The sequence below is a fragment of the Streptomyces sp. NPDC031474 genome (genome assembly GCF_055581185.1).
Genome location: NZ_JBVIJX010000008.1, coordinates 403,092 through 418,096, shown reverse-complemented (window position 1 = coordinate 418,096; position 15,005 = coordinate 403,092). Strand labels below are relative to the sequence as shown.

The window sequence follows — 15,005 nt, the reverse complement described above, 5'->3', positions numbered from 1 at the left end:
GCTCTCGCGCGGGCGGTCCTACGCCGCCCGCTCCCGGGCGTGCAGGGCCGCCGCGACGACCGTGCGGGACTGGTGCTCGACCTGGTGCTCCAACGGCACCCAGCGGGCCCGGAAGCGGTCGGCGAAGGCGTCGCTCCACATCTGGACGAGCTGCTCCAGGCGCGGGGCCGCACAGTCGTCGCTCTCCTGCAACACCCGCCACAGCATCGCCGCCGCCCGCAGCGGCAGCCGGCGGGCGAAGGCGTCGACGCTGCCGACGTACGCCATCGTCGTGGCCGCGGGCGGGGTGTCCGTCCAGTCCGCGGCCAGCCCCGGCACCAGCTCCAGCGCCCATCTGGCCGCCCGCAGCAGAGGCCCGTCGACGCCCTCAAGCCGCGGCAGCGCCTCTACGAGGACCCGCTCGACCTCCGTCGTGTCCCGCAGCAGTCGCTGCGCCAACCGCCGGATCGCCGCGGCCGGGGCGGGATGCGGGGCGGGGTCGTCCACCATGTCGCTCGCCCACATCGGCACCTCCACCACCGCGGTCAGACCGCCGTAGCGGTGGGCGTGGTACCAGGTGCTGTGCCGTGCGTCGTCCGGCATGCTCGGGTACGCCGCGTCCGCCCCGGCGGCCGGCATCACATGCACGCCGGGCCCCGACGCCGGCCAGCCCGCCGCGTCGGAGGCGCCCGTCTCCACCGGGATGTGCAGTTGGGCCGCGGACTTGGCGAAGGGCTCGGCGAGTCCGGGGATGTCCTTCGTCAACTGCACCCAGCTGCCGCCCAGATCGGTGCCGTGCAGGGTCACCTGGAGATAGGGCCGCACCTCGTCGATGACCCGGGTCAACGCGCGCGTCTCGGGCGGCAGCCGGTCCGGCGGCAGCACGGCGGGGGACCACTCCGGCTGTTCCGGACCGGCGGGCCGGAAGAAGCCGAGGTGGTACTCCAGCAGACTGCGCGGCGCCGGGGTCACGTGCAGACTCGCCCCGTCGGGGTCCGCGCAGAGCAGAAAGTGCCAGGACGTCCCGTCCCGCAACTCCCTCTCGTACAGAACCCGTTCGGCGAGCGCCAGCAGCGTCGAACCCCCGGTCGGCTCGTTGGCGTGGGCGCCCGCCACGACGAGCACGGCCCGCCGGGCATGTCCCACGGACAACAGGTGCAGTGGCCGGCCCGCCCGGGAGACCCCCACCTGCCGCAGCGCGCACATACCGGGCTGGCGCGTGGCCAACATCCGGGCAAAAGTGGTCAGTTCGGTCACCGTGGGGTAGCGCAGCTCCGGCAGGAGACTCACCCCCGTATTCGTCCGCCCGGCCTTCGCATCCGCAGTACCCCACGGTCTCTGTGAACTGTCAAGGACGCCCGGGGGGAGCCTTCGGGAGGCTCCGGGGGGCGCTCGGATGCGCGTTCTCGCTCAGTCCGCCCGCTCCAGCAGTGCCACCGGCAGTCGCTCGAAGAGGTCCGCCACGCGCGCGTGACCCGTGAACGCGCGGGCGGGCTCCCGCTCCTCGGCCAGGACGTCGACCCATCGCCCCGGCGGCAGCGTCAGCCGGGTCTCGCGCCAGCCGCCCGTCTCGGCCAGCCGCAGCGACAGCCGCGTCACGGCCGTGACGACCCGGCCGGAGCGCGCGAACGCCAGACAGTGCTCCGCGGCCGCTCCCTCGGCCGGCAGCGGCTCGTACGTCGCCCTCTCCCCGAAGGCGTCCGGCCGCCGTCGGCGCAGCCGCAGCGCGGCCGCCGTGACCGCGTCCTTGACGCCGGGATCCGCCGGAGGGAACCGCACCGGGCGCCGGTTGTCCGGGTCCACGAGCGCCCGGTACTCGCTCTCCGTGCCCTGGTAGAGGTCGGGCACCCCCGGCATCGTCAGATGCACCAGCGCCGTGCCGAGCACGTTCGCCCGGACGTACGGCTCCAGGGCGGCGCGCAGCGCGGCCACCTGCTCGCCCGGCACCCCGCACGGCCCCGCCGCCACGAACGCGGCCACCGCCTTCTCGTACGGCGGCTCCTGCTCCGTCCAGCTCGTGTACAGCCCCGCCTCGCGCACATGCTTCAGCAGCGCCTCCTGGACGCGCTCGGGGGCCGCCGGGCCGAGCCCGAAGACCGTCTGCCAGGCCGCCCACGCCAGCTGCCCGTCCGCCATGGCGTCCGACGCGCCGTCCGTCGCGTCGTCCGTCGTGTCCTCCTGTGTGCGCATGGCCTGCTCCAGGACGTCCGCCCAGCGCTGCGGGCACTCGGTGAGCACGGCGAGCGCGGCGCGCACGTCGGCGCTGCGCTTGGTGTCGTGCGTCGACACGACCGTCCCGGTGGCCGGCCAGTCGCGCTGCACGCGCGCGCAGTACGCGTGGAAGCCGGCCGGCGACACCCCCGGGTCGCCCGGGTCGCCGCCCACCTCGTTCGCCGACAGCAGCGGCACGTACCGGTAGAACGCCGTGTCCTCCACCGACTTGGCCCGCAGCGCGGACGACGTCTGCGCGAACCGCGCCCGGAACTCCGCCCCCGACGGCCCCTCCCCGCCCAGCACCAGGCCCCGCACCACATCGACCGCGCCCGCCTCCTGCGGCACCACGAACGCCTGCCGGGCCTCTTCGGCGGCCTCCTCGGTGACGACGGCCGCCGGGTCGCCCGAGGCGTACGGCCGGTACACCTCCAGACGGACGAGCAGCTCCTCCAGGGCCGTGCGCAGCGCCCAGGGCGCCCGGTCCCGCAGCGCGGGGTCGGCCGACGTGGCGCACACCCGGGACGCCACCCGGGTCAGCCGCTCCGTCTCGGCCGCCAACTCGTGGCCGAGCACCCCGTACGCCGCCCGCCGCACCGTCGCCGCCCAGTCGCCGCCCCGGTCAGTCTGCGGGGCCGCGAAGCGCCGGTAGTGGCCCAGGAGCTCCCCGGCGCCCGCGGGGTCGGTGAAGAGGCCGTCGACGCGGCGCAGGGCGTCGTAGCCGGTGGTGCCGGCGACCGGCCAGGAGTCCGGCAGCCGCTCCCCGTCGGCCAGGATCTTCTCGACGACCGTCCAGCGGCCGCCGCTCGCCCCGTGCAGCCGCTCCAGGTAGCCGTCGGGGTCGGCGAGGCCGTCGGGGTGGTCGACGCGCAGCCCGTCCACCACGCCCTCGTGCAGCAGCCGCAGGATCGTGCCGTGGGTGGCCTCGAACACCTCCGGGTCCTCCACCCGCACGCCGATGAGCTCCGAGATGCTGAAGAAGCGCCGGTAGTTCAGTTCGGTGCGGGCCAGCCGCCACCACGCCGGCCGGTACCACTGGGCGTCCAGCAGCCGCGGCAGCGGCAGGTCCGCGGTGCCCTCGCGCAGGGGGAAGACGTGGTCGTGGTAGCGCAGGACGTCGCCGTCCACCCGCAGGTGCGCCAGCTCGGCCCCCACCGGACCGCCCAGCACCGGCAGCAGCACCTGGCCGCCCTGCGCCTCCCAGTCGATGTCGAACCAGCGCGCGTACGGCGAGCCCGGGCCCTCGCGCAGCACCTCCCACAGGGCGCGGTTGTGGCGCGGGGCCATCGCCATGTGGTTGGGCACGATGTCCACCACCAGGCCGAGCCCGTGCTCGCGCGCGGTCCGCGCCAGCTCCCGCAGCCCCTCCTCGCCGCCCAGTTCCGCACGCACGCGCGTGGGGTCGACGACGTCGTAGCCGTGCGGGGAACCGGGCACGGCCTCCAGGACGGGGGACAGATGCAGATGCGAGACGCCGAGCGAGGCCAGATACGGCACGGCCGCCGCGGCGGCCCGGAACGGGAACGCGGGCTGCAGCTGCAGCCGGTAGGTCGCCGTGGGCGGCACGGGAACAGGGGCGGCACGTCGCTCAGGGGTCATGACCACCTACGTACCCGCCCCACCGCGTTTCCTGTCACACCTCCTCGTTTCCTGTCACACCTTCTCCGGGCGGGTCGGGTCACCCCTCTTCGGATCCCTTCACAGGGGCCGGGTAGGCCGTTGCAGCACCGTCATGCTGCGGTCGACCAGTGTCAGCCGGGCCCCGGCCTGTACCTTCGTGCCCGCTCCCTGCGCCACCGCCTCCGGGTTCGCCGTGTCCACGACGACCTGCCACTGCCGGCCGTGGTCGACCGGAACCACGAACTCCAGCGGTTTGGCCGAGGCGTTGAACATCAGCAGGAAGGAGTCGTCGGTGATCCGTTCGCCGCGCGCGCCCGGCTCGGAGATCGCGTTGCCGTTGAGGAACACCGACAGCGCGGACGCCTGCGCCCGGTCCCAGTCCCGTGGTGCCATCTCCGTCCCCTCGGGGGTGAACCAGGCGATGTCCGACAGCTCGTCGTGGGTGCCCTCCACGGGCCGGCCGTGGAAGAAGCGGCGCCGCCGGAAGACGGGGTGCTCCTTGCGCAGCCACACCAACGCGCGCGTGAACTCCAGCAGCCCCGCTCCGGCTCCCCCCGCTCCGCCTTCCCCCGCGCCGCCTTCGTCGGCGTCGGGCCACTCGACCCAGGCCAGCTCGCTGTCCTGGCAGTAGGCGTTGTTGTTGCCCTTCTGGGTGCGGCCGAACTCATCCCCATGGCTGATCATGGGCACGCCCTGGGACAGCATCAGCGTGGCGACGAAATTGCGCATCTGCCGCGCCCGCAGCCGCAGCACCTCCGGATCGTCGCTCTCGCCCTCCACACCACAGTTCCACGACCGGTTGTGGCTCTCGCCGTCCCGGTTGTCCTCCCCGTTGGCCTGGTTGTGCTTGGTGTCGTAGGAGACCAGGTCGTGCAGGGTGAACCCGTCGTGGCAGGTCACGAAGTTGATGGAGGCCAGCGGCCGGCGGCCGTCGTCCTGGTAGAGGTCGGAGGAGCCGGTCAGCCGGGAGGCGAACTCGCCGACCGCGCGCGGCTCGCCCCGCCACACGTCCCGCACGGTGTCGCGGTACTTGCCGTTCCACTCGGTCCACAGCGGCGGGAAGTTCCCCACCTGGTAGCCGCCCTCGCCGACGTCCCACGGCTCCGCGATCAGCTTCACCTGGGACACCACCGGGTCCTGCTGGACCAGGTCGAAGAACGACGACAGCCGGTCCACCTCGTGGAACTGACGGGCCAGCGTCGCCGCGAGGTCGAAACGGAACCCGTCGACGTGCATCTCCAGGACCCAGTACCGCAACGAGTCCATGATCATCTGCAGGACGTGCGGGGACCGCATGAGCAGGGAGTTGCCGGTGCCCGTGGTGTCCATGTAGTAGCGGGGGTCGTCCGTCAGCCGGTAGTACGACTGGTTGTCGATCCCCCGGAAGGACAGCGTCGGGCCCAGGTGGTTGCCCTCGGCGGTGTGGTTGTAGACCACGTCGAGGATGACCTCGATGCCCGCCTCGTGCAGCGCCCGCACCGCCGACTTGAACTCCAGCACCTGCTGACCGCGGTCGCCCCAGGAGGCGTAGGCGTTGTGCGGGGCGAAGAAGCCGATCGTGTTGTAGCCCCAGTAGTTGTTCAGGCCCATGTCGACCAGCCGGTGGTCGTTGACGAACTGGTGCACCGGCATCAGCTCCAGGGCCGTCACCCCGAGCTCCGTCAGATGCTCGATGAGCGCCGGGTGCGCCAGGGCCGCGTAGGTGCCGCGCAGCTCCTCCGGCAGCCCCGGGTGGCGCATCGTCAGGCCCTTCACATGGGCCTCGTAGATCACCGTGTGGTGGTATTCGGTGCGCGGCCTGCGGTCGTCGCCCCAGTCGAAGTAGGGGTTGACCACGACCGACGTCATCGTGTGCGGCGCCGAGTCGAGGTCGTTGCGCCGCTCGGGGGCGTCGAAGTGGTAGCCGTACACCTCCTCGCCCCACCGGACCGCACCGCTGATCGCCTTCGCGTACGGGTCGAGCAGCAGCTTCGCCGAGTTGCAGCGCAGCCCGCGCGCGGGATCGTACGGGCCGTGCATCCGGAAGCCGTAGCGCTGCCCCGGCATGATGCCCGGCACGTACGCGTGCCGCACGAACGCGTCGCTCTCCCGCAGTTCCACCGCCGTCTCCGAGCCGTCGTCGTGCAGCAGACACAGCTCTACTCGGTCCGCGGCCTCCGTGAAGACCGCGAAGTTCGTGCCGGCGCCGTCGTATGTGGCACCGAGGGGATATGCCTCTCCAGGCCAGACCTGCATGGACACGACTCTTCCAGGTGTGCCGCCCCGTCGGGGGCGCCTTGGCGTCGAGTCTCCCGGAAAGTGAGGGAACCACCTGTGACTTACGTCCCTCTTACCGTGCGACCAGCGCATACGACAGCATCTGCAGTGGTACCTCGTAGTACGTCGCAGTACGTCGTATGCAAAAGCAGTGGGGATGACACGTACTCCCGTCAACAGGGGGAGCAGGGGGAGATTGTGCGCACGACAGTGCGCCGCCACCTGGGCAAGGTGGTGGCAGGTACGGCCATCGCGGTGGCCGCGACGGCCGTGATGGTGGGGATCACGCTGCCGGGCACGGCGGGGGCGGACGACACGTCAGGCGGCAAGGCCGGCCGCAGCACCGCGCAGGCGGCCGGGCAGCAGCAGGGTGACGCCGCGGCGGTCGTGCAGCCCGGCGTCGTCGAGGACGCGCCGGCCGAGGGCGCGAAGGGCCAGGGCCGCGACCCGCTGACCGACGACGAGATCAAGCGTGTCGAGAAGATCGCGCTCAACCGGCAGCTGCTCACCGCCGGGAAGGACGTGGACGGCGACCGCGGCCCGCAGCGCCTCGGCGTGGATCTCGCCGAGCCCGAGGCCGACGAGGTGGACGACCCCGCCGCGCCCCGCCGGGCGGAGGTGTCGTTCTACGACTACAGGACCGACTCGCTCGTCACCAAGACCGTCAACCTCGACACCGGCAAGGTCGAGGCCACCGGCACCGAGCACGGCGTCCAGCCGCCGCTCAGCGCCGCCGAGCAGACCGAGGCGGCCAGGCTGCTGATCGCCGACCCGCTGGGCGCGGGCCTCAAGGCCGACTTCAAGGACGCCACCGGCAAGGAGCTCACCTCCCCGGACCAGCTGCAGCTCGCCGCCATGGTGTACCGGGCGGTGCCGGGCGCCGAGCCCGCCGTCCTCGACAAGTGCGGCGAACACCGCTGCGTACGGCTGCTGCCGAAGGCCAAGAACGGTCCATGGATCGACGCCCGGTCCCTGGTCATCGACCTCAGCGCCCGCAAGGTCGCCCGGCTCGCCGGCTGAACCGTCTCGCACGTCCTCCCCTCAGTCCGTTTTTCCAACTTGCCTCCCGTAGAGGGACGCAAAGGGAGTCATGTCGTCATGCGCGTTCCGTATCTGAAAAGCGACCTCCGGCCGCGGGGAATGAGCCGCGCCCGCAAGGGGGCGGTCCTCGGGGTCTCCGTGGCCGCGCTGGCCGCCGGTGTGACCGCGGGCGCCGGTCCGGCCGTCGCCCGGCCCAAGGCGGCCCCCGCGCCGGCCGCCGACTGCAGCGCCGCCTACCGCATCGAACAGAAGCTCTCCACGGGCACGACCTGGCGCATGTGCTGGCGCTTCGAGGCCAAGTCCGGTCTCGTCCTGGAGAAGATCTCCTACCAGCCGCCCGGCGAGACCAAGCCGATCAGAGTCCTCAACAGCGCCAAGATCGCCCAGATTCATGTGCCGTACGACGACGGCACGAACGAGTACAACGACATCACCGACTACAACTTCGGCTCGGGCCTGGTCGACATGGCGCCCGCCGAGTGCCCCGGCGGCACCATCAAGACGGTGAAGGTCCCCGACCCGTTCACCTCCGAGACCCCGAACGTCAAGGGCCTGTGCACCACGACCCGCGCGCGGGGCCACGCCTACCGCATGCAGGCCGACGGCAACAAGGTCTTCCAGACCCAGGGCAAGGACCTGCTGATCTACACCGTCAACAAGGTCGGCTGGTACGAGTACATCACCGAGTGGCGCTTCTCCGACGACGGCGCGATCAACATGAACGTCGGCGCCACCGGCAGCCTCTCGCCCTTCGACTACGACGCCGGCGACGGCCGCGGCTGGCCCATAGGCAAGGGCGCCAAGTCCTACGCCACCAGCCACAGCCACAATGTCTTCTGGCGGCTCGACTTCGGCCTCGACGGCTCCTCGAACACCAAGGTGGAGCAGTACGACTCGGTGGTAAGCCCGCCCGCCGGCGGACAGCAGGGCCCGACCGCCAAGACCAGGCGCACGCGCGTCACCAAGGAACTCGCGGGCGACGCCAAGAACATGCGCTGGTGGCGGGTGGTCAGCGCCACCGGCAAGAACAAGGACGGCCACGCGCGCTCCTACGAGTTCGTCCCCGGCGCCACCACCAAGTACGGCGGGCGCCCCTTCACCCAGCACGACATCTACTTCACGCAGTACAACAAGTGCGAGCAGTACGCCAGCAACAACGTGCGCAGCTGCGGCAGTCCGCTGCACGGCACATCCGTCGACAAGTGGGTGAACGGGCAGACCCTCACCCACCCCGTGGCCTGGGTGAACGTGGGCTTCCACCACATTGCCCGGGACGAGGACCAGCAGCCCATGCCGGTCCACTGGCAGGGCTTCTCCCTCGTCCCCCGGGACGTCACCGCTATGAATCCGCTCACTCCGCCCGCCCTCGCGGGGGAGAACGGACAGACGAACAGCGGTAGTTGAGAAACGACCTGTCCATCCGGCTGCACCGCCCGCCGCTCCCGGAGTACCCTTCCTTGATCGTTGGGACGGGGAGTGCTCGGGGGAGCGGAAGGCGGTGCTTGGGTGGGCTCGGGAGGGCTGGAGCTGCCCCCTGGTGACGAGGGTCACGAGGGGGGCTCCGCAGACGTCCCGCCCGGCACGGTGTCCCTGGCCCGGCCGATGGAGACGAACGCCATCGGTCCGGAGCTGGACTGGGACGCCGACGCCTGGCGGGAGGTGCGCACCCGCGCCCAGCGGGCCGGCCGGGCCTACATCTGGCTGAACCTCGTGGAACAGCGGCTGCGCGCCGTGGTGGCCGCCGTGCTGCGGCCCATCTACGAGCCCGTCCACGGCGACGAGTGGGTGGTCGCCGCGGCCGGACCCGCCGGACAGGAGTGGGTGCAGCGCGCGGTCGCCGTCCGCGAGGTCAGCCGCCGCAAGGGCTATCTGCTCGACCCGGCCGATGACAACGTGATCTCCTTCCTCACGCTGCCGCAGCTGCGCGAGCTGATGGTGCAGCACTGGCCCTGCTTCGAGCCGTACTTCGACGACCGCCGCGACGTCGAACTCGCCCTGGACGAGCTGGAGGTGACCCGCAACGTCGTCTCCCGCAACCGGGCCCTGTCCGAGGCCGTCCTGAACCAGGCCGAACGGGCCTCCGCACGCCTGCTGGAGATGCTCGGCACCGGCGGCGACGTCCCCTCCGCACGCCGGCTGCCCGTCGACGCCGTCGAGGACCTCGTCGGCGACCGGTACGCGGACGTGGTCGCCGTCCACACCGACCGGGTGCGGCTGCTGCGCCAGTTCCCCGCCGAGGACATCTTCGACGGCGCCCGCCGCCTCGACGCCATCGGCATCGGCCTCAACCTGCTCGTGCAGAACTTCTCCGGCCGACGGCTGGTCCGCCTCGCCGAGGCCGGGGCCCGCGTCCGACTGCTGTTCCTCAACCCCGCCTCCAGCGCCGTCAAGCGCCGCGAGCGCGAACTCGGCATGAAGCGGGGCGAGTTGAGCCGGGCGGTGGAGATGAACATCCTGCACATGCGCCGGGTCCGCGCCCGGCTGCGCGACCCCGGCGCCTTCCAGATCCAGGTCTACGACGAGACGCCCCGCTTCACCGCCTACCTCGTCGACGGCGACGGCACCGACGGCATCGCGGTGATCCAGTCCTATCTGCGGCGCATGCGCGGCATGGAGGCGCCGGTGCTGGTGCTGCGGGGCGGCAACCGGGTCGTCAAGTCGGGCGAGGTGGACGAAAGCGGGCTTTTCCCGGCCTATCGCGAGGAGTTCGAGCTGGCCTGGGCGGATTCACGACCCGTGTCCTGAATGATCCCTTTGCGCCCGCCGGGAAGCGGAACGCGGTCCTCTGATTGTCAGTGGCGCATGCGAGGGTGGAGACCACTGGGGGAAGCACCGCCAAGAAGGGGGGGCCATCATGGCCTGGTACCGGGAGCTGCTGATCGGCTTCGACCTGGAGACGACCGGGACGGACCCGCGCGAGGCGCGCATCGTCACGGCAGCCGTGATCGAGGTCAGGGACGGGCAGGTCCTGGGGCGCCGCGAGTGGCTGGCGGACCCGGGCGTCCAGATCCCGGCGGACGCGGTGGCGGTGCACGGGATCAGCAACGAGCGGGCGGCCGCCGAGGGCGCCCCCGCCGACCGGGTCGCGGACGCGATCGCCGAGGTCCTCGTGGGGTACTGGCGCACCGGCGTCCCGGTCGTCGCCTACAACGCCGCCTTCGATCTCACCCTCCTCTCCGCAGAACTGCGCCGCCACGGCCTGCCGTCGCTGCGCGAGCGCCTGGGCGGCGTGGATCCGGCGCCGGTCGTCGACCCGTACACCATCGACCGCTCGGTCGACCGCTACCGGCGCGGCAAGCGCAACCTCGAAGCGGTCTGCGCCGAATACGGCGTCCCGCTCGACTCCGCCCACGACGCCTCCGCCGACGCCCTCGCCGCGGCGCGACTGGCCTGCGCGATAGCCGCCCGCCACCCCAAGGTCGCGGCCCTCGGCCCGGCGGAGCTGCACCGCCGCCAGATCGAGTGGTACGCCGAGTGGGCGGCGGACTTCCAGAACTTCCTGCGCCGCAAGGGAGAGACGGACGCGGTGATCGACGGGGCCTGGCCCGTACGAGAGGTCGCGGGAGAGACCGTCTGACGTTCTTGTGGGTGAGGCGGCGGCCAAATGGCGCCCGTCCGCCCCCGGTCTTGAGGAACTGGGCCTGACGAAGCCTGCCGCCGTCGCCGCGGGCGACTCGCTCTTTCCGCGCATTCACCCGCTCGTCGTCATCGACAGGGGCGTCGCGCCCGCCGGCTTCACCGCCCGGGGGATACGCCGGCGTCTCTCCTGAGCCGGGCCTCGGCCCGCCATGCCCGCAGCAGCCGGATCAGAACGGATACCACCGCACCTCCTCGTCCCCGTCCCGCAGCGACGCCACCCGGCGCCGGAACTCCGCCAGCGCAGGCGCACTGGTGGGCGCGTGCTGGGCGACCCAGGCGCAGCTCGCGGTCTCACGGGCGCCCCGCAGGACCGCGCAGCCCGCCCACTCCCGCACGTCCCAGCCGTACGCCGCCGTGAAGGAGCCGTACGCCTCGGCGGGCAGGCCGTAGCGGTCGCGGGAGAGCGCCATCACCACCAGGTCGTGCTCGCGCAGATCGGCGGAGACGGTCTCCAGGTCGACCAGGACCGGACCGTCGGGGCCTATGTGCACATTGCGGGGCAGCGCGTCGCCGTGGATCGGGCCGGGCGGCAGCTGCGGGGTGAGCGCGGCGGCGGCCGCGGCGAAGCCGTCGCGGCGCTCACGCAGAAACGCCGCGTCCGCCGGGTCGATCGCGTCGCCCGCGAGCCGCAGCCAGCGTTCCACTCCCGACAGCAGGTCGCGCGGGGGCAGACCGAAGGAGGAAACGGGCAGGGCGTGCACAAGGCGCAGGAGTTCGGCCAGATCCCGCGGCTCGGCAGGCCGTACCGGGTCGGGCAGCCGTTGCCACACGGTCACCGGGTGCCCCTCGACCAGCAGCGGCTTCGGCTCGGCCGCCCGCACCGCGGGCACGCCCGCCTCGGCGAGCCAGGCAGCGACGTCCAGCTCGCGCCGGGCCCGGTCGAGGAGTTCGGCGTCCCGGCCCACCTTCACCACCAGGTCACCGGCGGCGAACACCGCGTTCTCGCCCAGGGCGAGCAGCCGCGCGTCCGCCGCCGGGCCGGGCAGCGCCCCCGCCGCGGCCAGTACGTCCCGCGCCCGTGCCTCGTCCATCGCCCGCCTCCGTGTCGTTGTGCGCGTTGCCCGTCCGGCCCCACCGCCCGGCGTCGGGATCCGGCCATCCGACGGCCAGTGTCGCATTCGCACAGATCGGAGCGTGCGCATGCTGTCTTGACGGCGTACAGCACCTTCACGACCATGGCGGGGCCCGTCACAGCCGCGGGAAGGGGGACGCTCCGGTGTCGTTGGCGACCGAGAAGACAGGGACGGTGCGCCGTGCGACCGGCACCGGCCCGCCGCGCACCACCGCCGGCCGCGGCGCGTGGTTCCTCGTCCTGCCCGCCCTGATCCCCATCCTGGCCCTGAGCGTCGGCCCGCTGCTGTACGGGATCCTGCTGGCGTTCACCGACGCCCAGGCGGGCCGCACCGCGCCCACCCGGTGGATCGGCGCCCTCAACTTCTCCGACCTGCTGCACGACACCCTGTTCTGGGAGTCCTTCCGGATCGGCCTGGTCTGGGCGGTCGGCGTGACCGTCCCGCAGTTCCTGCTCGCCCTCGGCCTCGCCCTGCTCCTCGACGAGGACCTGCGGCTGCGCTGGCTGGCCCGCGCCCTCGCGATCATCCCCTGGGCCATGCCCGAGGTCGTGGTCGGCGTCATGTGGCGACTCGTCTACAACCCGGATGCGGGCATCCTCAACGAGACCCTGCGCGACCTGGGTCTGGGCGACGGACGGGACTGGCTCAGCGGGCTGGCGAGCGCCCTGCCCGCGGTGGTCGTCGTGGGCGTGTGGGCGGGCATGCCGCAGACGACGGTCACCCTGCTCGCCGGCCTGCAGAACACCCCGCGCGAGCTGCACGAGGCGGCCGCGGTGGACGGCGCGGGCGCCTTCCGCCGCTTCCGCACGGTCACCTGGCCCGCCCTCAGGCCCATCGCCCTCGCCGTCACCGCGCTCAACTTCATCTGGAACTTCAACAGTTTCGCCCTGGTCTATGTGCTGACCAACGGCGGACCCGGCGGCCGGACCCGGCTGCCCATGCTCTTCGCCTACGAAGAGGCCTTTCGCTACGGCCAGTTCGGGTACGCGGCGGCGATGGGCTGTGTGATGGTCGCGGTGATCTCCGTGTTTCTGGCCCTCTTCCTGGTGGGCCGCATCAAGGGAGGCGACGACCGTTGAGGACCCGCCCCGCGGCCCGCGCCGGCCAGTACACGGCCCTGCTCGCGTACCTCGTCTTCCTCGCCTTTCCCTTCCTGTGGCTCCTGTCCGTCGCGTTCAAGCCGCCCCGCGAACTGGGCAGCCTGCACCCCACCTGGATCCCGAAGCACCCCACACTCGCCAACTTCCGCCAGGCCTTCGACGAACAGCCCCTGGTGCACGCTGCGGTCAACTCCCTGCTCGCGGCGACGAGCGCCGCCGTGCTCGCCGTCGCGCTCGCCACGCCGATGGCGTATGTCATGGCCCGGCAGCGCACCCGGCTCGCGCGGGCCGCCTCCGGGTGGGTCGTGGTCAGCCAGGCCTTCCCGTTCGTGCTGGTGATCATCCCGCTGTTCCTGGTGCTGAAGAACCTGCGGCTGATCGACTCGGTGCCGGGGCTGGTGATGGTGTACGTGGTGTGGGCCCTGCCGTTCGCACTGTGGATGCTCGTCGGCTACGTCCGGGCCGTCCCCGTAGAACTGGAGGAGGCGGCGGCGATCGACGGCGCCGGGCGGCTGCGGACGCTCGTCTCCGTGACGGCGCCGCTCCTCGCGCCGGGCATCGTCGCGACGGCGCTGTTCGCCTTCATCACCGCGTGGAACGAGTTCTTCTTCGCGCTGGTGTTGCTGAAAACGCCTGAGAAACAGACGCTGCCGGTCGTCCTGACCCACTTCCTCGGAGCGGAGGGCGTGGCCGACCTGGGGCCGCTGGCCGCCGCCGCGTTCCTCGCCACGCTTCCCTCGCTGGCCGTCTTCGCGCTCATCCAGCGGCGGATCACGGGCGGCATGCTCGCCGGGGCGGTGAAGAGCTGATGCGGACGAGAGCGCTGGCCCTCGCGGTACTGCTGCTCCTCACGGGCTGCTCGTCGAGCGGCGGTGCGGACGACGACGGTCCTATCACCCTCCGCTTCCAGTCCCTGGCCTGGCAGGAGGAGTCCGTCACGGCCAACAGGGAACTGGTGAAGGAGTGGAACGCCACCCACTCCGACGTCAAGGTCGAGTATGTGCAGGGGAGTTGGGAGAGCGTCCACGACCAGCTCCTCACCTCCTTCGAGGGCGGCGAGGCCCCCGACATCCTCCACGACGCTTCCGACGACCTGGCCGACTTCGCCTACGGCGGCTACCTCGCCGACCTGACCCACCTGCTCCCCGCTCGCCTCAAGTCCGATATTCCACAGCGCAGTTGGGAGACGACGACCTTCGGCGACGGCGTCTACGGAGTGCCCTTCCTCCAGGAGCCGCGCGTCCTCGTCGCCAACGCGACCTGGCTGAGGCGGTCCGGCGAGCGGATCCCGACCCCCGAACACCCCTGGAGCTGGGCGGAGTTCCGGCAGATCACCAAGAGACTCGCCGGCTCCGGCACATACGGCGTGGCCTGGCCGCTGAAGGAACCCGTCTCCGCCACCCTCAACCTCTCCCTGTCGGCGGGCGGGCAACTGTTCCACCGGGGCGCGGACGGCCGGGTCACCGTCCGCTTCGAGGCCGGCGACGAGGTCGTCCCGCGCACCGTCCACGACCAGGTCGCCGCCGACCGCAGCGCCTCGCCCACCACACTGGGCAGCGGCGGCTCGGACACCCTGCCCGGCTTCTTCGGCGGCAGGTACGCGATGGTCCCGCTCGGCTTCTCCTACCGCCAGCAGATCGTGCAGCAGGCACCGAAGGGCTTCGACTGGCAGGTGCTGCCCGCCCCGGCGGGCGCCGACGGGCTCGCCCAGGGGGTCAGCCCGCAGACCCTGTCCGTCGCCGAGGACAGCCCCCACAAGAAGGAGGCCGTCGCCTTCCTCGACTTCCTGCTGCGGCCGAAGAACATGGTGCGCCTCGCGCTGGGCGACTGGATGCTGCCGACCGGCGCCACGGCGCTCGCCGACCCCGCCCTGCACACGACGAAGGACGACTGGGCGACCGGCACCGCACTCGCGCGGTACCTGCGCCCGGCGCCCGCCCAGTCCGTGCGCGGCTACCCCGAGTGGAAGGACAAGGTCGCGACCCCCGCTTTCCAGGAGTACTACAGCGGGGCCATCGATCTCGGCGAACTGCGCACCCGTCTGGAAAAGGACGGAAACCTCGTCCTGGCCCGTTACCAGCGCTGA

The 15,005-nt window shown here is 72.1% G+C and carries 11 protein-coding genes; 7 read left to right on the top strand and 4 right to left on the bottom strand.

What is annotated here, in order from left to right; all coding sequences use genetic code 11:
- Positions 1–18: 18 nt before the first annotated feature.
- From ACZ5SK_RS19075 to glgX, 3 genes are all read right to left on the bottom strand, one after another.
- Entirely contained in the window at positions 19–1,269 is a 1,251-nt protein-coding gene (locus tag ACZ5SK_RS19075; protein ID WP_334576232.1) for a M14 family zinc carboxypeptidase, read from the bottom strand.
- Positions 1,270–1,389: 120 nt separating this feature from the next.
- The gene (treY, locus tag ACZ5SK_RS19070) at positions 1,390–3,789 is read right to left on the bottom strand and encodes a malto-oligosyltrehalose synthase (protein ID WP_468576317.1); all 2,400 of its coding nucleotides are present in this window, start codon (positions 3,787–3,789) and stop codon (positions 1,390–1,392) included.
- A 99-nt stretch (positions 3,790–3,888) separates the two neighbouring features.
- The gene (glgX, locus tag ACZ5SK_RS19065) at positions 3,889–6,045 is read right to left on the bottom strand and encodes a glycogen debranching protein GlgX (protein ID WP_334576228.1); all 2,157 of its coding nucleotides are present in this window, start codon (positions 6,043–6,045) and stop codon (positions 3,889–3,891) included.
- A gap of 219 nt (positions 6,046–6,264) precedes the next feature.
- Here glgX and ACZ5SK_RS19060 point away from each other — a divergent pair, with 219 nt between their 5' ends.
- From ACZ5SK_RS19060 to ACZ5SK_RS19045, 4 genes are all read left to right on the top strand, one after another.
- Entirely contained in the window at positions 6,265–7,086 is an 822-nt protein-coding gene (locus tag ACZ5SK_RS19060; protein WP_334576226.1) for a Tat pathway signal sequence domain protein, read from the top strand.
- A gap of 78 nt (positions 7,087–7,164) precedes the next feature.
- Positions 7,165–8,511 (top strand): copper amine oxidase, encoded by a 1,347-nt coding sequence (locus ACZ5SK_RS19055; RefSeq protein ID WP_334576225.1) that lies wholly within the window; start codon positions 7,165–7,167, stop codon positions 8,509–8,511.
- Between the two features lie 102 nt (positions 8,512–8,613).
- Entirely contained in the window at positions 8,614–9,852 is a 1,239-nt protein-coding gene (locus ACZ5SK_RS19050; protein ID WP_079658851.1) for an SAV2148 family HEPN domain-containing protein, read from the top strand.
- Positions 9,853–9,961: 109 nt separating this feature from the next.
- Positions 9,962–10,684, top strand: a complete 723-nt coding sequence (locus ACZ5SK_RS19045) for a 3'-5' exonuclease (protein WP_334576223.1) — start codon at positions 9,962–9,964, stop codon at positions 10,682–10,684.
- 229 nt (positions 10,685–10,913) lie between these two features.
- Here the strand turns inward: ACZ5SK_RS19045 and ACZ5SK_RS19040 are convergent, their stop codons facing one another.
- On the bottom strand, positions 10,914–11,777 hold the full coding sequence (locus ACZ5SK_RS19040; RefSeq protein ID WP_468416424.1) for a phosphotransferase enzyme family protein: 864 nt from the start codon (positions 11,775–11,777) through the stop codon (positions 10,914–10,916).
- Positions 11,778–11,992: 215 nt separating this feature from the next.
- Here ACZ5SK_RS19040 and ACZ5SK_RS19035 point away from each other — a divergent pair, with 215 nt between their 5' ends.
- The 3 genes from ACZ5SK_RS19035 to ACZ5SK_RS19025 are packed head-to-tail and all read left to right on the top strand — an operon-like array spanning position 11,993 to position 15,005.
- Positions 11,993–12,898: a carbohydrate ABC transporter permease gene (locus ACZ5SK_RS19035; RefSeq protein WP_334581124.1), complete on the top strand. Its 906-nt coding sequence runs from the start codon at positions 11,993–11,995 to the stop codon at positions 12,896–12,898.
- Positions 12,895–13,728 carry a carbohydrate ABC transporter permease gene (locus tag ACZ5SK_RS19030; RefSeq protein WP_334576220.1) on the top strand — a complete coding sequence of 278 codons (834 nt, stop codon included), beginning with the start codon at positions 12,895–12,897 and terminating at the stop codon, positions 13,726–13,728. The genes ACZ5SK_RS19035 and ACZ5SK_RS19030 overlap by 4 nt, the downstream gene beginning before the upstream one ends.
- A complete protein-coding gene (locus tag ACZ5SK_RS19025; RefSeq protein ID WP_457493719.1) occupies positions 13,728–15,005 on the top strand; it encodes an ABC transporter substrate-binding protein in 1,278 nt (425 codons plus the stop codon). The genes ACZ5SK_RS19030 and ACZ5SK_RS19025 overlap by 1 nt, the downstream gene beginning before the upstream one ends.

Bases quoted from the DNA above. Each gene is read 5' to 3' on its own strand.
- ACZ5SK_RS19045 (WP_334576223.1), top strand. From the start codon at position 9,962: ATGGCCTGGTACCGGGAGCTGCTGATCGGCTTCGACCTGGAGACGACC.
- treY (WP_468576317.1), bottom strand. From the start codon at position 3,789: ATGACCCCTGAGCGACGTGCCGCCCCTGTTCCCGTGCCGCCCACGGCG.
- ACZ5SK_RS19040 (WP_468416424.1), bottom strand. From the start codon at position 11,777: ATGGACGAGGCACGGGCGCGGGACGTACTGGCCGCGGCGGGGGCGCTG.
- ACZ5SK_RS19055 (WP_334576225.1), top strand. From the start codon at position 7,165: ATGCGCGTTCCGTATCTGAAAAGCGACCTCCGGCCGCGGGGAATGAGC.
- glgX (WP_334576228.1), bottom strand. From the start codon at position 6,045: ATGCAGGTCTGGCCTGGAGAGGCATATCCCCTCGGTGCCACATACGAC.
- ACZ5SK_RS19025 (WP_457493719.1), top strand. From the start codon at position 13,728: ATGCGGACGAGAGCGCTGGCCCTCGCGGTACTGCTGCTCCTCACGGGC.